A 23,750-nucleotide genomic window follows, 5' to 3' on the forward strand; every position below is an offset into this window, starting at 1 on the left:
GCGCCAGCCCGCTCCGCCCCCTTACCAACCGACGCCGAAGCCGACGCTGTAGGTCGACTCGTCGACATCGCCCTGCTCACCACGTAACTGGTCCCATTCGCCCTTGAGGTGCAGCGAGGCCCAGCTGTTGATCTTGTAGCGCAGGCCCAGGTCGCTCTCCAGCTTGTAGTCGATGGCATCGATGAAGGGCACACCCAGCTCGCCATGGCTGAACAGCTCGAAGCGCTTGCCGAGCAGGAAGCGGTTGTAGTCCCACTTGAAGCCCAACGCGTAGAGGTGCTCGTCGCTGGCACCGGCAAAGTCCAGATCGTGGCGGTTGAGCAGCGAGACCAGCGAGAAGGCGCCCAGCTCGTTGTCCCAGAACTGGTAGCCGGGGCCGGTGCCGAGGGTACGCTGGATCGCCAGCGCGCCGATGCGGTCGCGCTCGTACTCGAACTTGCCCTGCCAGAACCAGTGCTCGTCGAGGAAGCGGTCGAGGGCGTACTCGGCGCCGACGCTGTCCTCCACCTCCACCTCGTCCTTGGACTCGCGGTCGTAGCTGGCGCTGAGGTTGTGCCGCCACAGGCCGTGACGGGCCTTGGTGCGCAGGTCGACGTCGAACTCCTCGACATCCTTTTCGGCCTGCTCGTACTCGAAGGCGAAGTCGGCGCTGCCGCTCCACACCCAGTCCTCGACCAGCGGGCGCGGCGGCAGGATCTGCTTGACCTGGGCCAGCTCGACGCTGCGCGCCGCACCATTGACCAGTTCGACCCGGCCATCGGCAGCGCGGCGCAGGCCGCGGGCATGTTCGCCCTCGCCATCATCCAGCTTGACCAGCAGCGCCTGGCTGCTTTCCAGGCTGGCAACCTGCTTCCAGTCGAGGGTCACGCTGCCGGCGTAGGCGGTCTTGAGCAGCAGCTTGCCGCCGTCGAACAGCTGGATCTGGCCGCTCAGGCGGTCGCCATTCTTCAGCCAGACGGTATCGGCCAGGGCCGGCAAGGCGGTACAGCACAGCAACGAAAGGCACAGCAGGGACAACAAACGCATGATGGGCGGGAAGCAGGCTGGGAAACGGGGAGCGCATTATCCTTGCGCCCGGCGAGCGCGCAAGGCGCAGCCGCCATACGGTGGTACTGCCCACTCGACCAGCAGAGCGCTATGCTGGAGTTCCGATCGCTGACGAGCCCCTGCACCATGCCTGCCTCCCCCGCCCAGCGCCCGGCCGACTGCCGCCGCAGTGCGCTGTATGCCGCGCTGGCCCAGATCCCGCCCGGACGGGTGGTCAGCTATGGCCAACTCGCCGAGCAGGCCGGTCTGGGCCGCGCGGCGCGCTGGGTCGGCCGCTGCCTGAGCCAGTTGCCGGAGGATACCGCCCTGCCCTGGCACCGGGTCATCGCCGCCGGTGGTCGCCTGAGTCTCCCCGCCGGCTCGCCGGCCGGTGACGAACAGCGCCGCCGCCTGGCCGCCGAAGGCATCGCCCTGTCAGGCAGCCGCCTGGACATCCGTCGCCATGGCTGGCATCCCGGCCGCCAGAGCGGTTAGAGTGCACACTTTGTCCGCCACCATGCAGCGTTCCATGCCCCGTAGAACCTGGCGCGAAGCCTTCGCCACCTATGCCAGTCCTTCCGCCCTCGCCCTCCTGCTGCTCGGCTTCGCCGCCGGTCTGCCCATGGTGCTGGTGTTCTCCACCCTCTCGGTGTGGCTGCGCGAGGCCGGGGTGGCGCGCGAAACCATCGGCTACGCCAGCCTGATCGGCCTCGCCTACGCCTTCAAGTGGGTATGGTCGCCGCTGCTCGACCAGTGGCGCCTGCCACTGCTCGGCCGCCTGGGCCGGCGCCGCTCCTGGCTGGCGCTGTCGCAGCTGCTGGTGGCCGTCGGCCTGGCCGGCATGGCGCTGTTCGACCCGCAGACCCACCTGGGCTGGCTGATCGCCGTGGCGGTACTGGTGGCCTTCGCCTCGGCCACCCAGGACATCGCCCTCGACGCCTACCGCCTGGAGATCGCCGAGAACACCCAGCAGGCGGCGCTGGCGGCCTGCTACACCACCGGCTACCGGGTGGCCATGCTGCTGGCCAGCGCCGGCGCGCTGTTCGTCGCCGAGGGCTTCGGCTCGGTGGGCAACAACTACCTGTATCCGGCCTGGGCCAGCACCTACCTGCTGTTCGCCCTGCTGATGCTGCCCGGCCTGCTCACCACCCTGTGGATGCGTGAGCCGCCGGTGCCGCAGCAGACCCAGCAGGCTGCCGCCCGCTACGGCCTGACCCACCAGCTGGTATCGGTGCTGGTGCTGATCGTCCTGCTCATCTCGGTGCCGGCGATGTTCACCCAGCTGTACCACAGCGGCGTGGACGGCGTGTTCAGCAGCCAGGTGACCCTGCTCGACCTGCTGCTCGACGACCGCGCCTTCCTGCGCTTCACCCTGTACACAGTGCTCACCGTGCTGTGCCTGTCGTCCTTCGGCCGCCGCGGCCTGGCCCCGGTGCTGACGCCGATCAGCGACTTCATCCAGCGCTACCGCTGGCAGGCGCTGGTGCTGCTCGGCCTGATCGCCACCTATCGCATGTCGGACACGGTGATGGGCGTGATGGCCAACGTGTTCTACGTTGACCTGGGCTTCAGCAAGGAGCAGATCGCCAGCGTCAGCAAGCTGTTCGGTCTGGTGATGACCCTGCTCGGCGCCGGCGTCGGCGGCCTGCTGATCGTGCGCTTCGGCATCCTGCCGATCCTGTTCCTCGGCGGCCTGGCCTCGGCGGCGACCAACCTGCTGTTCGCCATGCTCTCCGGCATGGGCCCGAACCTCGAGATGCTGGTGTTCACCATCTCGGCGGACAACTTCAGCGGCGGCCTGGCCACCGCGGCCTTCGTCGCCTACCTGTCGAGCCTGACCAACCTGCAGTTCTCCGCCACCCAGTACGCCCTGCTCAGCTCGATCATGCTGCTGCTGCCGCGCCTGATCGGCGGCTACTCGGGGGTGATGGTGGAGAACCTCGGCTACGCCGACTTCTTCCTGGTCACCGCGCTGATCGGCGTGCCGACCCTGCTGCTGATCGGCCTGCAGTGGGGGCGCGAACGCCGGCATACCAGCAGCAGCCCCGATACGCCAGGCAATCCGGGCACCCCGACCAGCGCCGCGCCACAGGCGCCCCGCCCGACCAGCACCCCCGAATAAACAAAAGGCCAGCCCCTGAGGCTGGCCTTTTGGCTTATGCGACCACGCAGTCCGCGGTCGCGACGGGCAATCAGTCGCGGAAATTGTTGAACTGCAGCGGCATGCCCAGCTCCTGGGTGCGCAGCAGGGCGATGGCCTCCTGCAGGTCATCGCGCTTCTTGCCGGTGACGCGCACCTGCTCGCCCTGGATCGCTGCCTGGACCTTGAGCTTGCCGTCCTTGATCAGCGCGACGATCTTCTTCGCCAGCTCCTTGTCGATGCCTTCGCGCAGCACCACTTCCTGCTTGACCACCTTGCCGGAGGCATAGGAGTCCTTGACCTCCAGGCACTGCACGTCGATCTTGCGCTTGACCAGTGCCAGCTTGAGGATCTCGAGCATCTGCTCGAGCATGAAGTCGGCCTCAGCCGTCAGGGTGACGGTCTTCTCCTTGAACTCGAAACTGCCCTTGCCGCGCAGGTCGTAGCGGCGGTCCAGGTCCTTGATGGCATTGTCGACAGCGTTGGTGACTTCGTGCTTGTCCAGTTCGGACACCACGTCGAACGAGGGCATGGGGTATCTCCAGATGGACGGCGCGACCGGGTTCACGGATGCATCGCGCCTGACTTGACGGTAAAAAGCGAGTCGTCATTATAACCGACCATCCGACCGCTGCCGTACCCGAGCACCACTCCTCACCCTCAACCGAGCCCGCACCCATGCCCGATCCCAACCTCAGCATCATGGTGGTGGACGATGCCAGGTTTTCCAGCGCGCTGATCGGCCGCGTACTCCAGCAGGCCGGCTACCGAGACATCCGCTACGCCGGCAGCGCCAGCGAAGCGCTCGCGGCGCTCGACCAACGCCCGGCCAACGTGCTGCTCGCCGACTGGCTGATGCCGGAGATGGACGGTCTGCAGCTGACCACGCGGATTCGCCAGCTCGACGAGAGCGGCGAGCACTACACCTACATCATCCTGCTCACCGGCAGCGACGGCGACAGCCTGCTGACCGAAGCCTTCGACTGCGGGGTCGACGACTTCGTCAACAAGGCCACCGTCAACGAGCAATTGGTACCCCGGGTACGCGCCGCCGACCGCCTGTGCGGCCGATTGCAACGCCTGGAACAGGAAACCCGCCGCCTGACGCACAATGTCAGCAACCTCGAACAGCGCAACGTGATCGACGAGCTGACCGGCCTCGGCAACCAGCGCTTCCTGCGCCAGCATCTGGGCGATGCCCTGCGCCAGCTCGAGTCACGCGGCGGCGCGCTGTGCTACCTGCTGATTGGCCTGGACGATCCCGCCAACCGGCGCAGCCGCAGCGAGGGTCTGCAGCGCGAGCTGCTCTACAACGTCGCCTGCCGCCTGCGCAACATGCTGCGCCCCCTCGACGCACTGGCCCGCCTGGACGACAACCATTTCGCCGTGGTCGCCATGGTCGACGACCTGCGCGAATGCAGCCACAGCAGTTTTCGACGCCTGCACGACAGCCTCAACCTCAAGGCCCTGAAGACCAGCGAGGGCTTCATCACCCTGCAGGCCGCCATTGCCCTGGTCGGCGTCGATGCCCGCGACTGCCCGGCGAGCATCGACACGCTGATGCGCCAGGCCGCCAGCCAGTTGGCGGAGGCCCGCAGCAGCGGCCGCATCGCCTGCCAGCGTCTGCAGCAGACGCAAGCCTCGGCGTCGTGACCTGGCATGTCCTCGGTGCCGGCAGCCTCGGCGGCCTGTGGGCCGCGCGCCTGGCCGCTGCCGGCCTGCCCGTTCGCCTGCTGCTGCGCGACCCGCAGCGGCTGGCGCAGTACCACGCCGCCGGCGGCCTGACCTTCGAGACTGATGGCGTGTGCCGGCGGCTGCCGCTGCCCGCCGAAACCCTTACCGACCGCGCACCGATCCACCGCCTGCTGCTGGCCAGCAAGGCCTACGACGCCGCCGCGGCCGCCCGCGCCCTGCACGCACGCCTGGCTCCCGGCGCCGAGGTCATCCTGCTGCAGAACGGCCTGGGCAGCCAGGAACAGGTCGCCGCCCTGCTGCCGCAGGTACGCTGCATCTTCGCCTCCAGCACCGAAGGCGCCTTCCGCCGCAGCGACTTCCATGTCGTATACGCCGGCGCCGGGCAGACCTGGCTCGGCACCGTGCCCCCCTCCCCCGCGCCGGACTGGCTGGGCGAGCTGGCCCAGGCCGGGATTGCCGCCAGCTGGACGACGGACATCCTCAGCCGGCTGTGGCGCAAGCTGGCGCTGAACTGTGCGATCAATCCGCTGACCGTGCTCCACGACTGCCGTAACGGCGGCCTGCAGGCGCATGCCGAGGAAGTCGCCGCGCTGTGCGCCGAACTGGTCGAACTGCTGGTCGCCTGCGGCCAGGCGGACGCGGCAGTCGACCTGCAGGCCGAGGTGGAGCGGGTGATCGCCGCCACCGCGGCCAACTATTCATCCATGCACCAGGACGTCGCCGCCGGCCGGCGCACCGAGATCGCCTACCTGCTCGGCCACGCCTGCCGCGAGGCCGCGCACCGGCAGCTGGCGCTACCACGCCTGCAGGCCCTCGAGCAGCGCCTGCGCGCCCATCTGCGCGCACGCGGATTGCCGCAGGACTGAGCACCGGCTACCCTGCCGGCTGCCATTCCCAGCCGTCACAGGACCTGCACCATGGGCTTTCGCCTGTCGAAGATCTACACCCGCACCGGCGATGCCGGCGAAACCGGCCTGGCCGACGGCCGCCGGGTAACCAAGGACCACCCGCGCATCGAGGCGATGGGCGAGGTCGACACGCTGAACAGCCAGCTCGGCCTGCTGCTCGCCGAACTGGCCGAGCAGGAAGCCCTGTATCCGGGACTGACGGAAATCCTCGAGCTGCTCGCGCCCTGTCAGCACCGCCTGTTCGACCTCGGCGGCGAACTGGCGATGCCCGAGTACCAGGCGCTGGACGCCACCGAGATCACCCGCCTGGAACAGGCCATCGATGCCTGGAACGAGGAAGTCGGCCCGCTGAAGAACTTCATCCTCCCCGGCGGCTCGCGCCTGGTGGCCCAGGCCCACGTCTGCCGCAGCTTCGCGCGCAGCGCCGAGCGCCGCTGCCAGCACCTCAACGCCGTCGAGCCGCTGCGCGGCGAGTGCCTGGCCTATCTCAACCGCCTGTCCGACCTGCTGTTCGTCGGCGCGCGGCTGATCGCCCGCCGCCAGCAGGTCAACGAGGTGCTGTGGCAGGCGGCGGCGCCGGAACGCGCCGAGTGAAGCCCGAGGATCTGCTGCTCCTGGTCGGCCGGGAGATGCCCTTCGGCAAGTATCAGGGGCGACTGATCAGCGATCTGCCCGGCCACTACCTGGCCTGGTTCGCCCGCAGCGGCTTTCCGCCGGGCGAGATCGGTCGCCTGCTGGCGCTGATGCACGAGATCGACCACAACGGCCTGCGCGCCCTGCTCGAACCGCTGCGCCGGCGCTGAGCCAACTCAGCGCGGCCAGAAGGCGCGGATGCCGGCCACGCCTTGGGCGCCGATCTGCCAGGCCCGCGCCTGCTCGGCCGGGCCGACGCCGCCGAGCAGGTACACCGGCCGGTTGAAGCCGCTGATCAGCTCGGCCGCCACCTCCCAGCCCAGCGGCGTGGCGTCGGGATGGCTCCGGGTGGCCTGCAGCGGCGACAGGGTGACAAAGTCGACGCCCATCTGCGCCGCCAGCGCCAGCTCCTCGGCGCCGTGGCAGGAGGCCGCCAGCCAGCGCTCGGCCGGGAACGGTCGGCCCCTGGCCGCGTACTGGCGCAGCTGCGCGGCGGTGAGATGCCAGCCGGCGGCGGGGAAGTCGCCCAGCCACTCCAGCGGCCCCTTGAGCATCAGCTGCGCCTTGCCGGCGCACAGGCCCTGGATGTCCACCGCCAGGTCGCGGTATTCGGCGCTGTACATGGTCGGTGCGCGCAGCTGCAGCAGACGGATGCCGCCGGCCAACGCTTCACGCACGCCGCGCAGCAGCTCGGCGGGCTCGAGGTCAGCAGGGGTGATCAGGTACTGCGCCGGCAGGCGGGCGGCGGCGACGATCGGCCGGTTGGCCTCGGGAAACTCGTAGTGCGGCAACTCGCGCGGCGCCACCCAGGCCAGCGGCTGGCCCTCGGCACCATGGGGCTCGCCGGTGAAGGCGCCGACCTCGTGGACGTCGAGCAGCACGGCGAGATCGGGATAGTCGTGGCGCACCTGGATCAACGGCCGGGAGGCGGTGACGACGATACCCAGCTCCTCGTGCAGCTCGCGCGCCAGCGCGGTTGCCACCGCCTCGCCGGCCTCGACCTTGCCGCCAGGGAACTCCCACAGGCCGCCCTGATGCTTGTGTTCGGGACGCCGGGCAATCAGCACCCGGTCATCAGCGCCGCGGATCACCGCCGCGGCCACGTGCAATCGTTTCATCGACTCGGACTCCACAGGCCAGCCCGGGCGCAGGCTCTGCATCCGGACTGGCTGCCGGCGCCACCGGCCAACATCGGCAGACGGCGCCGGCCTGGCTTCAAGAACGGTATTCGGCGTTGATGCGCACGTACTCGTGGGACAGGTCGGTGGTCCAGATGGTCTCGCTGAACGCGCCGCGGCCCAGTTCGATGCGGATGCCGATCTCCTCCCGCTTCATCACCGCCGCGCCCTGCTCCTCGGTGTAGGTCGCTGCGCGACCGCCCTGGCTGGCGATGCACACGTCGCCGAGGAACACGTCGATCAGGCTGACGTCCAGGTTGGGCACGCCGGCATAGCCGACCGCGGCGAGGATGCGCCCCCAGTTGGGATCGGAGGCGAACAGCGCGGTTTTGATCAGCGGCGAGTGGGCCACGGCGTAGGCGACGTCCAGGCATTCCTGAGCATTGGCGCCGCCGTTGACCTGCACGGTGACGAATTTGGTGGCGCCCTCCCCGTCGCGGACGATGGCCTGGGCGACCTCCATGAACACCTCGAACACCGCCTGCTTGAGCTTGGCGTACAGCTCGCCGGTCTTTTCGGTGATCTCCGGCAGGGCGGCCTGGCCGGTGGCGATCAGCATGCAGCAGTCGTTGGTCGAGGTGTCGCCGTCGATGGTGATGCGGTTGAACGACTTGTTGGCCGCGTCGCGCACCAGGTCCTGCAGCACGTCGCGGGCGACCTTGGCGTCGGTGGCGATGTAGCCGAGCATGGTCGCCATGTTCGGGCGGATCATCCCGGCACCCTTGCTGATGCCGGTGACGGTGACGGTGACGCCGTCGTGCTGGAACTGGCGGCTGGCGCCCTTGGGCAGGGTGTCGGTGGTCATGATGCCTTCGGCAGCCTGCGCCCAGTTGTCGACCTTGAGGTCGGCCAGCGCGGCCTGCAGCGCGCCTTCGATCTTCTCGACCGGCAGCGGCTCGCCGATCACCCCGGTGGAGAACGGCAGCACGGCGCTCTCGGCCACCCCGGCCAGCTCGGCCAGCTTGGCGCAGGCGCGGCGGGCGCGGAGCAGGCCGTCCGGACCGGTGCCGGCGTTGGCGTTGCCGGTGTTGGTCAGCAGGTAGCGGACCTCGCCCTGCAGGCGCTCGCGGGTGATCAGCACCGGCGCGGCGCAGAAGGCGTTGGTGGTGGTCACGCCGGCGATGGTCGAGCCCTCGGCGCAGCGCATCACCACCACGTCCTTGCGCCCGGGGCGCTTGATGCCGGCCGAGGCGATGCCGAGTTCGAAACCGGCAACCGGGTGCAGGGTGGGCAGGGGACCAAGACCGACAGCCATGGGGAAGCTCCTTGAAGTGCGCGCTGCGCGAAAAATGATGGGATCACGATGGAAAACGCCGCGAGCGGCAGGGCCGGTCGCGGCGTGATCAAGCTACCCGCCGATCAGCCGATCTGGCCGTGGCAGTGCTTGTACTTCTTGCCGCTGCCGCACGGGCAGGGCTCGTTGCGGCCGATCTTCGGCTCCTGGCGCACCGCGGCAACGGCCGCCACCGGGACCGGCTCGCCAGCCTCGGCGATGTCCTCCAGCGGCTGATCGAGCGCCGGGGCGGCGGCATGCTGGAACTGCATGCGGGCGGCCAGCGCTTCGGCCTCGCGGCGCAGGCGTTCCTCTTCCTCGGCGGGGTCCTCGCGGCGCACCTGCACGTGGGACAGCACGCGGATGGCATCGCGCTTGATGTTGTCCAGCAGCTCCTGGAAGAGGGCGAACGACTCGCGCTTGTACTCCTGCTTGGGGTTCTTCTGCGCGTAGCCACGCAGGTGGATGCCATGGCGCAGGTGGTCCATGGTCGACAGGTGATCCTTCCACAGGTCGTCGAGCACGCGCAGGAGGATCTGCTTCTCGAAGCTGCGCAGCGCATCGCTGCCGGCCAGCTCCTCCTTCTCGGCGTAATCCTTGAGCACCTCGGCGGCAATGCGCTCGCGCAGGGTTTCCTCGTAGAGCTTGTCGTCCTCGTCCAGCCACTGCTGCACCGGCAGCTTGAGGCCGAAGTCGCTTTGCAGCGCCGCCTCCAGGCCGCGGATGTCCCACTGCTCGGGCAGCGACTGCGGCGCGATGTGCGCATCGATGAGCCGTGCCAGCACTTCGCTGCGGAACTCTGCGATGGTCTCGCCGACACTCTCGGCGGCCAGCAGGCTGTTGCGCATGTGATAGATCACCTTGCGCTGCTCGTTGGCCACGTCGTCGAACTCGAGCAGCTGCTTGCGGATGTCGAAGTTGCGCCCCTCGACCTTGCGCTGCGCCTTCTCGATGGCGTTGGTGACCATACGGTGCTCGATGGCCTCGCCGGACTGCATGCCGAGGGCCTTCATGAAGTTCTTCACCCGGTCGGAGGCGAAGATGCGCATCAGGTTGTCTTCCAGCGACAGGTAGAAGCGGCTGGAACCCGGGTCGCCCTGGCGACCGGCACGACCGCGCAGCTGGTTGTCGATGCGCCGCGATTCGTGGCGCTCGGAGGCGATCACGTGCAGGCCGCCGGCCTCGATCACCTGCTGGTGGCGCTTCTGCCATTCGGCCTTGACCTGGGCGATCTGCTCCTCGCTCGGATTTTCCAGGGCGGCGACTTCCACCTCCCAGTTGCCGCCGAGGAGGATGTCGGTACCGCGACCGGCCATGTTGGTGGCGATGGTCACCGCGCCGGGACGACCGGCCTGGGCGATGATCTCGGCCTCCTTGTCGTGGTACTTGGCGTTGAGCACCTTGTGCTCCATGCCGGCCTTGTGCAGCAGCTGGGAAAGATACTCGGAGCTGTCGATCGAGGCGGTGCCGACCAGTACCGGACGACCCTCGGCCCGGCAGGCCTTGACGTCCTCGATGACCGCCGCGTACTTCTCTTCCTGGGTCAGGTAGACCAGATCGTTGAAGTCCTTGCGCGCGACCGGCTTGTTGGTCGGGATCACCACCACGTCGAGACCGTAGATCTGGCGGAACTCGAAGGCCTCGGTATCGGCGGTACCGGTCATGCCGGCCAGCTTGTTGTACAGGCGGAAGTAGTTCTGGAAGGTGGTCGAGGCGAGGGTCTGGCTCTCGGCCTGGATCTGCACGCCTTCCTTGGCCTCGATGGCCTGGTGCAGGCCCTCGGACAGGCGGCGGCCCGGCATGGTGCGCCCGGTGTGCTCGTCGATCAGCACCACCTGGTTGTTCTGCACGATGTATTCGACGTCGCGATGGAACAGGGTGTGCGCGCGCAGGGCGGCGTAGACGTGGGTCAGCAGGCCGAGATTGTGCGCCGAATACAGGCTCTCGCCCTCGGCCAGCAGGCCGGCCTCGGTGAGCATGTCCTCGATGAACTGGTGGCCCTGCTCGGTGATTTCGACCTGGCGGGCCTTCTCGTCGATGCTGTAGTGGCCTTCCTGCTCGACCACGCCCTCTTCCGCCTCGACCTGACGCTTGAGGCGCGGGATCAGCTGGTTCATCTGCATGTACAGGCGCGAGCTGTCCTCGGCCGGGCCGGAAATGATCAGCGGGGTGCGCGCCTCGTCGATGAGGATCGAGTCCACCTCGTCGACCACGGCGAAGTTCAGCTCGCGCTGGAACTTGTCGTCCAGGCTGAACGCCATGTTGTCGCGCAGGTAGTCGAAGCCGAATTCGTTGTTGGTGCCGTAGGTGATGTCGGCGGCGTAGGCGGCGCGCTTGTCGACCGGGTCCTGGAACGGGCTGACCACGCCGACCGACAGGCCAAGGAACTCGTACAGCGGGCGCATCCAGTTGGCGTCGCGCCGGGCCAGGTAGTCGTTGACCGTGACCACGTGCACGCCCTTGCCTTCCAGCGCATTGAGGTACACCGCCAGGGTGCCCACCAGGGTCTTGCCCTCGCCGGTACGCATCTCGGCGATCTTGCCCTCGTGCAGGGTCATGCCGCCGATCAGCTGCACGTCGAAGTGGCGCATGCCCATCACCCGCTTGCCGGCCTCGCGGGCCACGGCAAAGGCTTCCGGCAGCAGCTTGTCGAGCGTTTCGCCCTGGGCCAGGCGCGCCTTGAACTCTTCGGTCTTGCCCCTGAGCTGCTCGTCGGAGAGCGCGACCATCTGCTCTTCCAGGGCGTTGATCGCCTGGACAGCCTTGGCCATGCGCTTGACTTCACGCTCGTTCTTGCTTCCAAAGAGTTTCTTCAACAAAGGCGCAAACATATCGGGAGGGTCTTCCATCTGTGGAAATGGAGGGCACTCCCGGGGAGTGCCCAGTGCCGGCGGCGCGGCAGCGAAGCAGGCATTCTACCCGGAAATGCCGACGAGAAAAGACGCCTCATTCACCACTGCTGGCACGGGCGATATAGCTGGCCGGATTGACCTGGCGACCGTTCTTCTTGACCTCGAAATGCACATGCGGACCGGTCGAGCGCCCGCTGCTGCCGACCAGGGCGATGGTCTGGCCGCGCTGCACCAGCTCGCCGACCTGCACCAGGTTGCGCTGGTTGTGCGCATAGAGGGTCGAGTAGCCGTCGGCATGGCCGACCTCGACGGTCCAGCCGTAGCCGGACTTGCGACCGGCCCAAGTCACCACTCCGGCGGCCACCGCGACGATCTCGGTGCCGCGCCGGGCGGCGAAGTCCACGCCCTTGTGGGCGCGGGCCCGGCCGTGAAACGGGTCGCTGCGCAGACCGTAGGCCGAGGACTGGTAGCCGCTGAGCACCGGCCGCCCGGCGACCTGGCTGGCGTCCTCGCGCTGGCGTGCTGCCAGCACCCGCTCCATCGCCTCCAGCTGCTGCTCGCGACCGTCGATTCGCGCCGCCAGCGCATCGAGACTGCCGAGCACTTCGCTGCCGCGGTACGGCTCGCTGTCCAGCCCTTCGTCCGGACCGCCCTGCCCGACCGGCTGGGAGAAGTCGAATTCGCCGCCATCCAGATCGGCCAGCTCGCTCAGCCGCTCACCCAGGGCATCGATGCGGATCATCCGCGCCTGCAGCTCGGCCAGATGCACGCCCAAGGCGTCCAGCTCGCGCTGGGCAGCGGCGCGCGCCTCGGCCAGTTCCTGCGGCAGGATACCGCTCGTCTCGCTGACCGCCTCGCCGGGAACCACCGGCAAGGGGTCGGGTCTTATCCACGAGCCCAGCACCACCCCGGCTGCCAGGCTGCAACCGAGCAGCAGGGTGGCCAGCAGCAGTCCGTGGCGAGGCGCCAGCGTCAGCGAACGCGCCGCGCCATGGCGACGACTCATGAAGATGATATGCATGGCGCATCCCGTATAGAAGTTTCGGTGCAGCCGTTTTGCTAAGATGGCCGCTCGGTTTTTCTCCAGGCGTCCTGCCATGTCTTTTCGTCCCCTGCCGGCCCGAGCTCCCGCGACACTGCTGCGCGAGACGAAAACGCTCAAGAACCTGCTCGGCGAAGCGCAGCGTCTCGGCCACCTGCAGCAACTGCTGGAAAGCCAGCTGCAGCCGGCCGCTCGCCCACACTGTCGGGTCGCAGCATGGCGCGATGACTGCCTGCTGCTGATCGTCACCGACGGCCAGTGGGCCACCCACCTGCGCTACCAGCAGAAACGCCTGCTGCGCCAACTGCGCAACCTCAAGGAATTCGCGAACTTAGCGAAGATTCTGTTCAAGATTCAACCAACAGCCGCCGAAAGGCATGCCACCGGTCGAAATCCGACGCTTTCCGCCAGCGCCGCCGACACCCTGCGCGCCGCCGCCAGCGGCATCGACGATCCGCAGTTGCGCGCCGCCCTGGAGCGTCTGGCCAGCCACACCCGACCGCCTGACTGAAGCGCGCAAAAAACGCGGACGAAAAAAAAGGCCACCCTAGGGGTGGCCTCAAGAGAAAGGGAGAGTCTTGCTTCAGCCGGCGGCTGCCGGGCGCATGTAGGAGATCGGCGCGGTGCTGGCGTCCTCGAAGGTCACCAGCTCCCAGGCATCCCGGTCGGCAAGCAGGGTACGCAGAAGGCGGTTGTTCAGGGCATGGCCAGACTTGATGCCACGGAACTCGCCGATCAGGCTGGTACCGAGCAGGTACAGGTCGCCGATGGCATCGAGGATCTTGTGCTTGACGAACTCATCCTCGTAGCGCAGGCCGTCTTCGTTGAGGACGCGGAACTCGTCGACCACGATGGCGTTGTCCACGCTGCCACCCAGGGCGAGGTTCTGCGAACGCAGGAACTCGATGTCGCGCATGAAGCCGAAGGTGCGCGCGCGGCTGACTTCCTTGACGAACGAGGTGCTGGAGAAGTCGACGCAGGCATGCTGGGTACGACCGTGGAACACCGGGTGATCGAAGTCGATCTCGAAGCTCACCTTGAAGCCGTCGAACGGCAGGAAGGTGGCGCTCTTGCCCTCCTCCTCCACGGTCACCGGGCGCTTGATGCGGATGAACTTCTTCGGCGCTTCCTGCTCCTGCAGACCGGCGGACTGGATGAGGAACACGAAGGGGCCGGCGCTGCCGTCCATGATCGGCACTTCCGGTGCCGACAGTTCGATATAGGCGTTGTCGATACCCAGGCCAGCCATGGCCGAAAGCAGGTGCTCAACGGTATCCACCTTGACGTCACCCTTGACCAGCGTGGTCGACAGGGTGGTCTCACCGACGTTCTCGGCCCGAGCCGGAATCTCCACCATGGGGTCGAGATCGGTACGGCAGAACACGATACCGGTATCCACCGGGGCCGGCTTCAGGGTGAGATAGACCTTCTCCCCCGAGTGCAGGCCGACGCCGGTGGCGCGGATGATGTTCTTCAAAGTGCGTTGTTTGATCATGGCTTTGGCCGTATCTGCACAAGTTGTGAACTGTTCTCAGTAATGGCGGGAATGATATCAGAGCCCGCCTTTACTGAATACCAATCACACCAATACTCCTGATATAGAAACTCAATCGGCCTGGCGACGCAGGAAGGCCGGAATATCCAGATAGTCGAGATCTTCCTGGGTGCTGGGCTTGACCGCCGGGGCCGCGCTACCGCCACCCTGACTGCTGCGCATCACGGTCGGACGCTCGAGGTCGCGGTAGTTCACCGAAGCGCCCTGCTGCACCGGAGTGGCTGCCGGCGCGTTGTCGACCACCTTGGTCGGCTTCTCCATGCGTGCGCCGAGACCGGTGGCGACCACGGTGACGTGCAGCTCGTCGCGCATTTCCGGATCGATGACCGCACCGATCTTGACGGTCGCGTGCTCGGAGGTGAACTGCTCGATGATGCTGCCGACTTCGGTGTACTCGCCCAGCGACAGGTCGAGGCCGGCGGTGATGTTGACCAGGATGCCGCGGGCGCCCTGCAGGTTGATGTCTTCCAGCAGCGGGTTGCGGATCGCCGCCTCAGCGGCTTCACGGGCGCGGTTCGGGCCGCTGGCGTGGCCGGTCCCCATCATCGCCATGCCCATCTCGCTCATCACGGTGCGCACGTCGGCGAAGTCGACGTTCATCAGGCCGGGGCGCTGCATGATGTCGGAGATGCCGCGCACGGCGCCGGCCAGCACGTCGTCGGCCTTGGCGAAGGCGGACAGCAGGCTGGCGTCCTTGCCGAGGATGGTCAGCAGCTTCTCGTTGGGAATGGTGATCAGCGAGTCGACATGCTCGGACAGGGCGCGGATGCCCTCGTCGGCGATCTGCATGCGCCGACGGCCCTCGAAGGGGAACGGGCGGGTAACCACGGCGACGGTGAGGATGCCCATCTCCTTGGCCACCTCGGCGATGATCGGCGCCGCACCGGTACCGGTGCCGCCGCCCATGCCGGTGGTGATGAACACCATGTTGGCGCCCTGCAGGACCTCGGCGATGCGCTCGCGGTCCTCCAGCGCGGCCTGGCGACCGACGTCGGGATTGGTGCCGGCACCGAGCCCCTTGGTCACGTTCATGCCCAGCTGCAGGATGGTCTTGGCGTCGACCTTCTTCAGTGCCTGGGCATCGGTGTTGGCACAGATGAAATCGATGTCGTCGATGTTGCTGCGCAGCATGTGGTTGACCGCGTTGCCGCCACCACCGCCTACACCGATGACCTTGATTACCGCATTCGATTCAACGTTATCGACTAATTCGAACATTTTCCCTCTCCTTTCCCTTTTTTCTTGTCCAACCGACCTGACCATGCGGTGGCCGACTGTCAGAAATTGCCTTGCACCCAGCGCTTGATGCGCTCGAATACCGGCGGTTTGCTCTCTTCGCTGCTGCTGCCACCGCCGGAATGGCTCGGCGAGCCCTGCTTGCGCAGGCCGTACAACAGCAGACCGACCCCTGTCGCATAGGCAGGGTTGCGCACGACATCCTCCAGGCCCCTGACACCTTGCGGCAGGCCCAGACGTACCGGCATGTGAAAGATTTCCTCGGCCAGCTCGACGGCACCTTCCATCTTCGCGGTGCCACCGGTGATCACGATCCCGGCCGGGAGCAGGTCCTCGTAGCCACTGCGGCGCAGTTCGCCCTGTACCAGCGAGAACAGCTCCTCGTAGCGCGGCTCGACCACTTCGGCCAGCGCCTGGCGGGACAGTTCGCGAGGCGGACGATCGCCGACGCTCGGCACCTTGATGGTCTGCCCGGCGCCGGCCAGTTTGGCCAGGGCGCAGGCATAGCGAATTTTGATCTCCTCAGCATACTGAGTCGGTGTACGCAGGGCCATGGCGATATCGTTGGTAACCTGGTCGCCAGCGATCGGAATTACCGCAGTGTGACGGATCGCACCCTCGGTGAAGATGGCGATATCGGTGGTACCACCGCCGATGTCCACCAGGCACACGCCCAGCTCCTTCTCGTCGTCGGTCAGCACCGAGTCGGACGAGGCCAGCTGCTCGAGGATGATGTCGTCCACCTCCAGCCCGCAGCGGCGCACGCACTTCTCGATGTTCTGCGCCGCATTCACCGCACAGGTGACCACGTGCACCTTGGCTTCCAGACGCACGCCCGACATCCCCAGCGGCTCGCGCACGCCTTCCTGGTTGTCGATCACGTAGTCCTGGGCCAGGGTGTGCAGCACCCGCTGGTCGGCCGGGATCGCCACCGCCTGAGCGGCGTCCAGGACCCGCTCGATGTCGGCGCGGTTCACCTCGCGCTCGCGAATGGCGACGATGCCGTGCGAGTTCAGGCTGCGGATATGGCTGCCCGCCACGCCGACGAATGCCGAGTGGATCCGGCAGCCGGCCATCTGCTGCGCCTCGTCGATGGCATGCTGGATGGCCTGTACGGTGGACTCGATGTTGACCACCACGCCCTTCTTCAGGCCCCGCGAGGGATGGGTGCCGATGCCGACGATTTCCAGCTGGCCATCGGCCGCCACCTCGCCGACCAGCGCCACCACCTTGGAGGTGCCGATATCCAGGCCGACGACCATTTTGCCGCTTTGCGCGCTTGCCATGATCCCAGTTCTCTCCTCAAGTCACTGCAGGGCCCCGGTGTTCGCACCGGGAACCGGCGCCGCCGGCATCTCGCGCCACGCCACGGCCAGGCCGTTGGGGTAGCGCAGGTCGACGCGCGCGATGTTCGTATTGTGTTCTTTCAGGGTCTTCTCATAGACGCTGACGAAACGGCGCATCTTTTCCACCACATGATCACGCCCGAGCAGCAGCTCGATGCCCTGGCCGGTGGTGAGGAACCAGCTGCCGCGCTCGCGCAGCTCCAGACTGGCTACCGTGAAGTCCAGCGGCCGCAGCAGCTGGCTGAGCATCTGGTACTGCTGCATGATCTGCTGCTGGGCGCGTTGCGGCCCCCACAGCTTGGGCAACTGCTCGTAGCCGCCCAGTTCGCCCGGGGCGAAGGCCACGCCCTGGTTGTTGAGCAGCGCCTCGTCGCCCCAGCGCGCCACCGGCAACTGCTCCTCCAGGCGGATCAACAGCTGATCGGGCCATACCCGGCGTACCTCGGCCTCGGCGATCCAGGGCATCTGTTCCAGTTCGCTGCGCATGCTCGCCAGGTCGACGCTGAAGAAACGGGCGTCGGTGAACGGCGCGACCTTGGCCGCCACCGCCTCGCGACTGACATAGTGCAGGTCGCCCTGCACGCTGACCCGCGCGATCGGCTGGTCGGCGTAGGGCAACAGACGCTCGCTCAGCTCATAGCCAGCAAAACCCAGGCCAAGCAGCGACAGCGGCCAGGCGAGATGCCTGAGACCACTCAGCGACAGGCGTGGCAGACGCAGGCGCAGAGGTTCGCGCACCACCATGCGGCTGGCCCCGCGAGGGGCCGGCTTGCGCAGCGGGCCTACCGGGCCCGGACGCTGGTGACGCAGCAGCGCGATCATGGATCAGCTCCTTGCCTCCAGGCTGTCGGCGAGGATCGCCAGCACCAGGTGCTGGAAATCCAGGCCGGCCGCCCGTGCGGCCATCGGGACCAGGCTGTGGTCGGTCATCCCCGGAACGGTGTTGACCTCCAGCAGCCAGAATTGCCCACCCGCATCCTGCATCACGTCGGCACGGGCCCAACCGCGGGTGCCGACCGCTTCGCAGGCGCGCGCAGTGAGCGCCTTGAGTTCCTCTTCCTTGTCCGCCGCCAGGCCGCAGGGGATCTGGTAGCGGGTGTCGTCGGCCAGGTACTTGGCCTCGTAGTCGTAGAAGCTGTGGGTGGTGCCCAGGCGGATCGGCGGCAGTACCTCGCCGCGCAGCATGGCGATGGTGAACTCCGGCCCGCTGATCCACTGCTCCACCAGCACCTGCGGGTCGTGACGGCGCGCGGCCTGCCAGGCTTCGAGCAGTTGCTCGAAGCTTTCCACCCGCGCCATGCCGATGCTCGACCCCTCGTGGGCCGGCTTGACGATCAGCGGGAAGCCCAGCTCGGCGGCCGCCAGTTCGCAGTCGGCGGCGCTGGCCAGCACCGCATGGCGCGGCGTGGGCAGACCCAGGCTCTGCCACACCTGCTTGGTGCGCAGCTTGTCCATGGCCAGCGCCGAGGCCAGCACGCCGCTGCCGGTGTAGGGAATGCCCAGACACTCGAGCAGGCCCTGCATGCTGCCGTCCTCGCCACCGCGGCCGTGCAGGACGATGAAGGCGCGATCGATCTTCTCGCTGGCCAGACGCTGCAGCAGGTCGGCGCCGACATCGATGCCGAAGGCGTCCACGCCGGCGGCCTGCAGGGCCGCCAGCACCGCCGCACCGGACTTCAGCGACACCTCGCGCTCGGCGCTGCGGCCGCCGTACAGCACGGCGACGCGACCAAAAACGGCGGGATCCAGATTGAGGGACAGGGTGTCGGTCATGCCGGTTTCCTCGCGGCGCCCGCCTCTGGGGCACCGAACAACGGGTTGTTGATCAGTTGCGGAGCGACGCCGCCGATGTCGCCGGCACCCTGGCAGAGCAGGATGTCGCCGGCACGCAGCAGCGGCTTGAGCAGCGGCGCCAGGTCGGCGCCGCGCTCGACGTAGATCGGATCGAGTACGCCGCGCTGGCGGATGCTGTGGCACAGCTGGCGGCTGTCGGCGCCGGGGATCGGCTCCTCGCCGGCCGGATAGACCTCCAGCAGCAGCAGCACGTTGGCCTCGCCGAGCACCTGGACGAAGTCCTCGTAGAGGTCGCGGGTGCGGCTGTAGCGGTGCGGCTGGTAGACCATCACCAGACGGCGCTCCGGCCAGCCGCCGCGCACGGCCTTGATCACCGCCGCCACTTCACGCGGGTGGTGGCCATAGTCGTCGACCAGCATCACGCTGCCGTTCTCGACCGGCAGTTCGCCGTACACCTGGAAGCGCCGGCCGACGCCCTGGAAGCCGGACAGGCCGGCGACGATGGCCTCGTCGGCGATGCCCTCGTCGGTGGCAATGGCGATGGTGGCCAGGGCATTCAGCACGTTGTGGTTGCCCGGCATGTTCACCGACACGTCGAGCGGCTCGCGGTCCTTGCGCAGCACGGTGAAGAAGGTGCGCATGCCTTCCTGGCGCACGTTGATGGCGCGCAGGTCAGCGCCCTCGTCGAAGCCGTATGTCACGGTCGGGCGGGCCACCTGCGGCAGGACCTCGCGCACCACCGGATCGTCGACGCAGAGCACCGCCAGACCGTAGAACGGCAGGTTGTGCAGGAACTCGACGAAGGTCTTCTTCAGCTTGTTGAAGTCGCCGCCGTAGGTGCTCATGTGGTCGGCGTCGATGTTGGTGACCACCGAGACCATCGGCTGCAGGTGCAGGAAGCTGGCGTCGCTCTCGTCGGCCTCGGCGATCAGGTAGCGGCTGGCACCGAGCTGGGCGTTGGTCCCGGCTGCATTCAGGCGGCCGCCGATGACGAAGGTCGGATCGAGGCCGGCGGCGGCGAACACCGAGGCGAGCAGGCTGGTGGTGGTGGTCTTGCCGTGGGTGCCGGCCACCGCGATGCCGTGGCGGTAGCGCATCAGCTCGGCGAGCATCTCGGCGCGCGGCACCACCGGGATGCGCCGCTCGAGGGCCTGGGCGACTTCCGGGTTGGCCGGATTGATGGCGCTGGACACCACCAGCACGTCGGCCTGCGCGACGTTCTCGGCGCGGTGGCCGAGGAAGATCTGCGCGCCGAAGCTTTCCAGCCGCGCGGTCACCGGCGAAGCCTTGAGGTCGGAGCCGGACACCTGGTAGCCGAGGTTGAGCAGCACCTCGGCGATGCCGCACATGCCCACCCCGCCGATGCCGACGAAGTGGATGCGGCGGATACGGCGCATGCGGCGCACTTCGGCCGCGTTGCTGTTGAGAGGCGCATCAGCCATGGGCCACCTCCAGGCAGATGTCCACCACCACGCGGGTGGCATCGGGCTTGGCCAGGCGGCGGGCGACGGTGCCCATGGCCACGAGTTTTTCACTGTGCATCAGGACCTCGGTCAGCTGCGCGGCCAACCCGGCCGCGTCAGTGGCATGTTGCGGCAAAAGCACGGCGGCGCCGGCCTTGGCCAGATATTCGGCATTGCGGGTCTGGTGGTCGTCGATCGCGTGGGGCAGCGGCACCAGCAGCGACGGCAGGCCGGCGGCGGCCAGTTCGCTGACCGTCAGCGCGCCGGCGCGGCAGATCACCAGGTCGGCCCAGGCGTAGGCGCGGGCCATGTCGCGGATGAACGGCACCACCTCGGCGTCGACACCGGCCTCGGCGTAGCGCGCCCGGGTCAACTCGGCGTGCTGCTTGCCGGCCTGGTGATAGACCTGCGGACGCAGCGTCTCGCCGACCTGGGCCAGCGCCGCCGGCAGCAGCTTGTTCAGCGGCTCGGCGCCGAGGCTACCGCCGAGCACCAGCAGGCGCGCCGGACGTCCGGCGCGGTCCTGCCGCGGCGTCTCGAGGAACAGCTCCTCGCGCACCGGATTGCCGGTGGTACGCCGCCTGGCGCTGGCGGCGAAGGTCTCCGGAAAGGCCTCGCAGACCCGGCTGGCGAACGGCGCCAGGCTGCGGTTGGCGGTACCGGCCACGGCATTCTGCTCGTGGATGATCAGCGGCACGCCGGCCAGCCGGGCGGCGATGCCGCCGGGGCCGGTGACGAAGCCGCCCATGCCCAGCACGCACACCGGCTGCAGCTCGCGCAGCACCCGGCGCGCCTGCCACAGCGCCTTGACGATCTGCAGCGGCGCCTTGAGCAGGGACAGCGCTCCCTTGCCACGCAGGCCGCTGATCTCGATACGGTGCAGCGGCAGCCCGGCCTGCGGCACCAGCTCGTTCTCGATGCCGCGCGGCGTGCCCAGCCAGTGCACGGCGTAGCCGCGCGCCTGGAACTCGCGGGCGCAGGCCAGCGCGGGGAACACGTGGCCACCGGTGCCGCCGGCCATGATCAGGACATTACCGGGCATGGCGCGGCTCCTCCTCGGCAAAATCCTCTTCGGTAAATTCCATCTCGGCATTTCCCAGCTGGTTGCGCCGTTCCCAGTCGATGCGCAGCAGCAGGGCCAGGCTGATGCAGCAGACCACCAGCGAACTGCCGCCGTAACTGAGGAACGGCAAGGTCAGACCCTTGGTCGGCAGCAGGCCGACGTTCACGCCGATGTTGATCAGGAACTGGCCGATCCACAGGATCGCCAGGCCGTAGGCCACATAGGCGGAGAAGTACTGCTGGTCCCTCTCGGCGCACAGACCGAGGTACAGGGCACGCAGGGTCACCAGCACGAACAGCGCCACGGTGAGCAGCGCACCGACCATGCCCAGCTCCTCGGCGAGCACGGCGAAGACGAAGTCGGTGTGCGCCTCGGGCAGGTAGAACTGCTTCTGCACGCTGTTGCCCAGGCCCACGCCCAGCCACTCGCCGCGGCCGAAGGCGATCAACGCCTGGCTGAGCTGATAGCCGGCGCCGAACTGATCGGCCCAGGGATCGATGAAGTTGGTCAGGCGCTTGAGGCGATAGGCCTGGCTGGTCATCACCACCACGCCGATCACCACCACGCCGGCCACCATCGGCAGGAAGCGCCACAGGCTGACGCCGCCGAGGAACAGCATGGTGATGCCGGCGCCGACCAGCACCACGGTGGCGCCGAAGTCCGGCTCGGAGAGCAGCAGGCCGGCCATCAGGCCGAGCACGATCAGCGGCATGAACAGGCCTTTCCAGCTGCTCCTGACATCCGCCTGGCGACGCACCAGATAGCCCGCCAGATAGATCACGGTGAACAGCTTGGCCAGCTCGGAAGGCTGGATGTTGGCGATGCCGAAGCCGATCCAGCGCCGCGCACCATTGACCTCGCGACCGATGCCCGGCACCAGCACCAGCACCAGCAGCACCAGCGCCGCGACCAGCAGCTTGCCGCTGTTCTTCTGCCAGGTGGACACCGGCACCAGCAGCACCAGCGCCGCGGCGCCGAAGCCGATGACCAGGTAGATCAGGTGGCGGATCATGTAGTACTGCGAATTGCCCGACTGCGCCGCCGCCACCTCGGAAGAGGCGGAAGAGACCATCACGAAGCCGAGACCGAGCAGCGCCAGACACCCCGCCAGCAGCGGAAAGTCCAGGTCGACGCCGCGGCGACTCAGCAGCGGCGACGGGCTCAGGCGCAGCAGGGCGCGCATCAGGGCAGCTCCTTCACGGCCTGGGCGAACAGGCGGCCGCGCTCTTCGAAATTCTTGAACATGTCGAGGCTCGCGCAGGCCGGCGACAGCAGCACGGCATCGCCCGCCTCGGCCAGCCCGGCGCAGCGCTGCACGGCCTCGTCAAGGGTCGCCACGCGCAGCAGCGGCACCACCGCCTCGCCATCCTCGCCCCTGAGCGCTTCGGCAAGCAGCTCGGCATCACGCCCGAGCAGCACCACCGCGCGGCAGTACTTCGCCACGCTGGCGCGCAGGGGGGTGAAGTCGGCGCCCTTGCCGTCACCACCGGCGATCAGCAGCAGCTTGCCGGCGATCTCCGCGCCCAGACCGTCGATCGCCGCCAGGGCGGCACCGACGTTGGTCGCCTTGGAGTCGTCGTAGTAGGTCACCCCGGCGCGCTCGCCCACCCACTGGCAGCGGTGGGCCAGCCCGGTGAAGCCGCGCAGGGTATCCAGCATCGGCGCCAGCGGCAGGCCGACGGCATGACCGAGGGCCAGCGCCGCCAGGGCGTTGGCCTGGTTGTGGGCGCCACGGATCTTCAGCTCGCCTACCGGCATCAGCCTGGAGAACTGGAAGGCGAGAAACTTCTCGCCGCCCTCCTCGAGGATGCCGAAGGACTTGAAGTCCGGCTTGTCCAGGCCAAAGCTCCAGCACGGCACCTGGTCGGCGATCAGCGGCCGCGACAGCGGATCCTGGCGATTGATCACCACCTGGCGGGCACCGCGGAACACCCGGTGCTTGGCCAGATGGTAGGTCTGCAGGCCGCTGTAGCGGTCCATGTGGTCATCGCTGACATTCAGGCAGGTGGCCACCTCGGCATTCAGCCGCTCGGTGCTTTCCAGCTGGAAGCTGGACAACTCGAGCACGTACAGCTCGACGTCATCGGCGAGCAGATCCAGCGCCGGCGTGCCGAGGTTGCCGCCCACCGCCACCTTCTTGCCGGCCGCCGCGGCCATTTCGCCGACCAGGGTGGTCACGGTGCTCTTGGCGTTGGAGCCGGTGATGGCGACGATCGGCGCCTGGGCATGGCGCACGAACAGGTCGATATCGCCGGACAGCTTCACGCCGCGGGCCGCCGCTTCCTGCAGCGCCGCGGTGGCCAGCGGCAGACCGGGACTGACGTACAGCTCGCTAGCGCGGCAGAGGAAGTCGACGTCCAGCGCGCCGCAGCGCACTTCCACCTGCGGATACTCGGCCTGCAGGGTGGACAGTTCCGGCGGGCTGGGGCGGGTGTCGACCACCGCGAAGGGCACGCCCTGGCGGGCGAGGAAGCGCACCAGCGACATGCCGCTCTTGCCGAGACCGACGACGATGCGGAACTGGTCGGAAGCAATCAGTGTCATCT

22 protein-coding genes are annotated in these 23,750 nt (G+C 67.9%); 7 read left to right on the plus strand and 15 right to left on the minus strand.

Annotated features, from left to right (window positions below; translation table 11 throughout):
- Window positions 1-21: 21 nt before the first annotated feature.
- Window positions 22-1,026: a DUF481 domain-containing protein gene (locus BM297_RS00475; protein WP_092427173.1), complete on the minus strand. Its 1,005-nt coding sequence runs from the start codon at window positions 1,024-1,026 to the stop codon at window positions 22-24.
- A gap of 147 nt (window positions 1,027-1,173) precedes the next feature.
- Between BM297_RS00475 and BM297_RS00480 the strand changes: the two genes are divergently transcribed.
- Window positions 1,174-1,521 (plus strand): MGMT family protein, encoded by a 348-nt coding sequence (locus BM297_RS00480; protein ID WP_092427889.1) that lies wholly within the window; start codon window positions 1,174-1,176, stop codon window positions 1,519-1,521.
- A gap of 34 nt (window positions 1,522-1,555) precedes the next feature.
- The gene (locus BM297_RS00485; protein ID WP_092427176.1) at window positions 1,556-3,148 is read left to right on the plus strand and encodes an AmpG family muropeptide MFS transporter; all 1,593 of its coding nucleotides are present in this window, start codon (window positions 1,556-1,558) and stop codon (window positions 3,146-3,148) included.
- 70 nt (window positions 3,149-3,218) lie between these two features.
- Here the strand turns inward: BM297_RS00485 and BM297_RS00490 are convergent, their stop codons facing one another.
- Window positions 3,219-3,698, minus strand: coding sequence for a YajQ family cyclic di-GMP-binding protein (locus BM297_RS00490; RefSeq protein ID WP_092427179.1), 480 nt, complete (start codon window positions 3,696-3,698; stop codon window positions 3,219-3,221).
- A gap of 146 nt (window positions 3,699-3,844) precedes the next feature.
- On the opposite strand from BM297_RS00490, the gene BM297_RS22015 reads away from it, so the two are divergent.
- From BM297_RS22015 to BM297_RS00510, 4 genes are read left to right on the plus strand one after another with little or no spacing between them, the layout of a single operon-like run.
- On the plus strand, window positions 3,845-4,819 hold the full coding sequence (locus BM297_RS22015; protein WP_092427182.1) for a response regulator: 975 nt from the start codon (window positions 3,845-3,847) through the stop codon (window positions 4,817-4,819).
- Window positions 4,816-5,727: a putative 2-dehydropantoate 2-reductase gene (locus BM297_RS00500; protein ID WP_245768173.1), complete on the plus strand. Its 912-nt coding sequence runs from the start codon at window positions 4,816-4,818 to the stop codon at window positions 5,725-5,727. The genes BM297_RS22015 and BM297_RS00500 overlap by 4 nt, the downstream gene beginning before the upstream one ends.
- Before the next feature lie 51 nt (window positions 5,728-5,778).
- Window positions 5,779-6,363, plus strand: coding sequence for a cob(I)yrinic acid a,c-diamide adenosyltransferase (locus BM297_RS00505; RefSeq protein ID WP_092427185.1), 585 nt, complete (start codon window positions 5,779-5,781; stop codon window positions 6,361-6,363).
- Complete coding sequence (locus BM297_RS00510; RefSeq protein WP_092427188.1) at window positions 6,360-6,572, plus strand: DUF3820 family protein; 213 nt, start codon at window positions 6,360-6,362, stop codon at window positions 6,570-6,572. Before BM297_RS00505 ends, BM297_RS00510 begins: the two co-directional genes overlap by 4 nt.
- Before the next feature lie 6 nt (window positions 6,573-6,578).
- Here BM297_RS00510 and BM297_RS00515 read toward each other — a convergent pair whose 3' ends face one another.
- The 4 genes from BM297_RS00515 to BM297_RS00530 all read right to left on the minus strand — a co-directional run bounded on the left by BM297_RS00515 (window position 6,579) and on the right by BM297_RS00530 (window position 12,726).
- Window positions 6,579-7,520, minus strand: coding sequence for a Nudix family hydrolase (locus BM297_RS00515; protein ID WP_092427893.1), 942 nt, complete (start codon window positions 7,518-7,520; stop codon window positions 6,579-6,581).
- 97 nt (window positions 7,521-7,617) lie between these two features.
- Window positions 7,618-8,835, minus strand: a complete 1,218-nt coding sequence (argJ, locus tag BM297_RS00520) for a bifunctional glutamate N-acetyltransferase/amino-acid acetyltransferase ArgJ (RefSeq protein ID WP_092427191.1) — start codon at window positions 8,833-8,835, stop codon at window positions 7,618-7,620.
- A 104-nt stretch (window positions 8,836-8,939) separates the two neighbouring features.
- Window positions 8,940-11,684 carry a preprotein translocase subunit SecA gene (secA, locus tag BM297_RS00525; protein ID WP_092427194.1) on the minus strand — a complete coding sequence of 915 codons (2,745 nt, stop codon included), beginning with the start codon at window positions 11,682-11,684 and terminating at the stop codon, window positions 8,940-8,942.
- A 115-nt stretch (window positions 11,685-11,799) separates the two neighbouring features.
- Window positions 11,800-12,726: a M23 family metallopeptidase gene (locus tag BM297_RS00530; RefSeq protein ID WP_092427197.1), complete on the minus strand. Its 927-nt coding sequence runs from the start codon at window positions 12,724-12,726 to the stop codon at window positions 11,800-11,802.
- 76 nt (window positions 12,727-12,802) lie between these two features.
- Here BM297_RS00530 and BM297_RS00535 point away from each other — a divergent pair, with 76 nt between their 5' ends.
- Window positions 12,803-13,258, plus strand: coding sequence for a DUF721 domain-containing protein (locus BM297_RS00535; protein WP_092427200.1), 456 nt, complete (start codon window positions 12,803-12,805; stop codon window positions 13,256-13,258).
- 72 nt (window positions 13,259-13,330) lie between these two features.
- On the opposite strand, the gene lpxC is transcribed toward BM297_RS00535, so the two are convergent.
- From lpxC to murD, 9 genes are all read right to left on the minus strand, one after another.
- Window positions 13,331-14,242 (minus strand): UDP-3-O-acyl-N-acetylglucosamine deacetylase, encoded by a 912-nt coding sequence (gene lpxC, locus BM297_RS00540; RefSeq protein ID WP_092427203.1) that lies wholly within the window; start codon window positions 14,240-14,242, stop codon window positions 13,331-13,333.
- Window positions 14,243-14,353: 111 nt separating this feature from the next.
- Window positions 14,354-15,520 carry a cell division protein FtsZ gene (gene ftsZ, locus BM297_RS00545; protein WP_092427206.1) on the minus strand — a complete coding sequence of 389 codons (1,167 nt, stop codon included), beginning with the start codon at window positions 15,518-15,520 and terminating at the stop codon, window positions 14,354-14,356.
- 59 nt (window positions 15,521-15,579) lie between these two features.
- The gene (gene ftsA / locus BM297_RS00550) at window positions 15,580-16,824 is read right to left on the minus strand and encodes a cell division protein FtsA (RefSeq protein WP_092427209.1); all 1,245 of its coding nucleotides are present in this window, start codon (window positions 16,822-16,824) and stop codon (window positions 15,580-15,582) included.
- 21 nt (window positions 16,825-16,845) lie between these two features.
- Window positions 16,846-17,706, minus strand: a complete 861-nt coding sequence (locus BM297_RS00555) for a cell division protein FtsQ/DivIB (RefSeq protein WP_092427213.1) — start codon at window positions 17,704-17,706, stop codon at window positions 16,846-16,848.
- Window positions 17,707-17,709: 3 nt separating this feature from the next.
- Window positions 17,710-18,657, minus strand: a complete 948-nt coding sequence (locus tag BM297_RS00560) for a D-alanine--D-alanine ligase (RefSeq protein WP_092427216.1) — start codon at window positions 18,655-18,657, stop codon at window positions 17,710-17,712.
- Window positions 18,654-20,120 carry a UDP-N-acetylmuramate--L-alanine ligase gene (gene murC / locus BM297_RS00565; RefSeq protein ID WP_092427218.1) on the minus strand — a complete coding sequence of 489 codons (1,467 nt, stop codon included), beginning with the start codon at window positions 20,118-20,120 and terminating at the stop codon, window positions 18,654-18,656. The genes BM297_RS00560 and murC overlap by 4 nt, the downstream gene beginning before the upstream one ends.
- The gene (murG, locus tag BM297_RS00570; RefSeq protein WP_092427221.1) at window positions 20,113-21,183 is read right to left on the minus strand and encodes an undecaprenyldiphospho-muramoylpentapeptide beta-N-acetylglucosaminyltransferase; all 1,071 of its coding nucleotides are present in this window, start codon (window positions 21,181-21,183) and stop codon (window positions 20,113-20,115) included. Before murG ends, murC begins: the two co-directional genes overlap by 8 nt.
- Window positions 21,173-22,387 (minus strand): putative lipid II flippase FtsW, encoded by a 1,215-nt coding sequence (gene ftsW / locus BM297_RS00575; protein WP_092427224.1) that lies wholly within the window; start codon window positions 22,385-22,387, stop codon window positions 21,173-21,175. Before ftsW ends, murG begins: the two co-directional genes overlap by 11 nt.
- A complete protein-coding gene (gene murD / locus BM297_RS00580; protein WP_092427227.1) occupies window positions 22,387-23,748 on the minus strand; it encodes a UDP-N-acetylmuramoyl-L-alanine--D-glutamate ligase in 1,362 nt (453 codons plus the stop codon). The genes ftsW and murD overlap by 1 nt, the downstream gene beginning before the upstream one ends.
- Between the last annotated feature and the right edge of the window lie 2 nt (window positions 23,749-23,750).

Origin of the sequence: Geopseudomonas sagittaria, assembly GCF_900115715.1 — a bacterium.
GTDB lineage: Bacteria > Pseudomonadota > Gammaproteobacteria > Pseudomonadales > Pseudomonadaceae > Geopseudomonas > Geopseudomonas sagittaria.

Coding starts and splice junctions, on each gene's coding strand:
- BM297_RS00475 (WP_092427173.1), bottom strand. CDS start 1,026: ATGCGTTTGTTGTCCCTGCTGTGCCTTTCGTTGCTGTGCTGTACCGCC.
- BM297_RS00480 (WP_092427889.1), top strand. CDS start 1,174: ATGCCTGCCTCCCCCGCCCAGCGCCCGGCCGACTGCCGCCGCAGTGCG.
- BM297_RS00485 (WP_092427176.1), top strand. CDS start 1,556: ATGCCCCGTAGAACCTGGCGCGAAGCCTTCGCCACCTATGCCAGTCCT.
- BM297_RS00490 (WP_092427179.1), bottom strand. CDS start 3,698: ATGCCCTCGTTCGACGTGGTGTCCGAACTGGACAAGCACGAAGTCACC.
- BM297_RS22015 (WP_092427182.1), top strand. CDS start 3,845: ATGCCCGATCCCAACCTCAGCATCATGGTGGTGGACGATGCCAGGTTT.
- BM297_RS00505 (WP_092427185.1), top strand. CDS start 5,779: ATGGGCTTTCGCCTGTCGAAGATCTACACCCGCACCGGCGATGCCGGC.
- BM297_RS00515 (WP_092427893.1), bottom strand. CDS start 7,520: ATGAAACGATTGCACGTGGCCGCGGCGGTGATCCGCGGCGCTGATGAC.
- argJ (WP_092427191.1), bottom strand. CDS start 8,835: ATGGCTGTCGGTCTTGGTCCCCTGCCCACCCTGCACCCGGTTGCCGGT.
- secA (WP_092427194.1), bottom strand. CDS start 11,684: ATGTTTGCGCCTTTGTTGAAGAAACTCTTTGGAAGCAAGAACGAGCGT.
- BM297_RS00530 (WP_092427197.1), bottom strand. CDS start 12,726: ATGCATATCATCTTCATGAGTCGTCGCCATGGCGCGGCGCGTTCGCTG.
- BM297_RS00535 (WP_092427200.1), top strand. CDS start 12,803: ATGTCTTTTCGTCCCCTGCCGGCCCGAGCTCCCGCGACACTGCTGCGC.
- lpxC (WP_092427203.1), bottom strand. CDS start 14,242: ATGATCAAACAACGCACTTTGAAGAACATCATCCGCGCCACCGGCGTC.
- ftsZ (WP_092427206.1), bottom strand. CDS start 15,520: ATGTTCGAATTAGTCGATAACGTTGAATCGAATGCGGTAATCAAGGTC.
- ftsA (WP_092427209.1), bottom strand. CDS start 16,824: ATGGCAAGCGCGCAAAGCGGCAAAATGGTCGTCGGCCTGGATATCGGC.
- BM297_RS00555 (WP_092427213.1), bottom strand. CDS start 17,706: ATGATCGCGCTGCTGCGTCACCAGCGTCCGGGCCCGGTAGGCCCGCTG.
- BM297_RS00560 (WP_092427216.1), bottom strand. CDS start 18,657: ATGACCGACACCCTGTCCCTCAATCTGGATCCCGCCGTTTTTGGTCGC.
- murC (WP_092427218.1), bottom strand. CDS start 20,120: ATGGCTGATGCGCCTCTCAACAGCAACGCGGCCGAAGTGCGCCGCATG.
- murG (WP_092427221.1), bottom strand. CDS start 21,183: ATGCCCGGTAATGTCCTGATCATGGCCGGCGGCACCGGTGGCCACGTG.
- ftsW (WP_092427224.1), bottom strand. CDS start 22,387: ATGCGCGCCCTGCTGCGCCTGAGCCCGTCGCCGCTGCTGAGTCGCCGC.
- murD (WP_092427227.1), bottom strand. CDS start 23,748: ATGACACTGATTGCTTCCGACCAGTTCCGCATCGTCGTCGGTCTCGGC.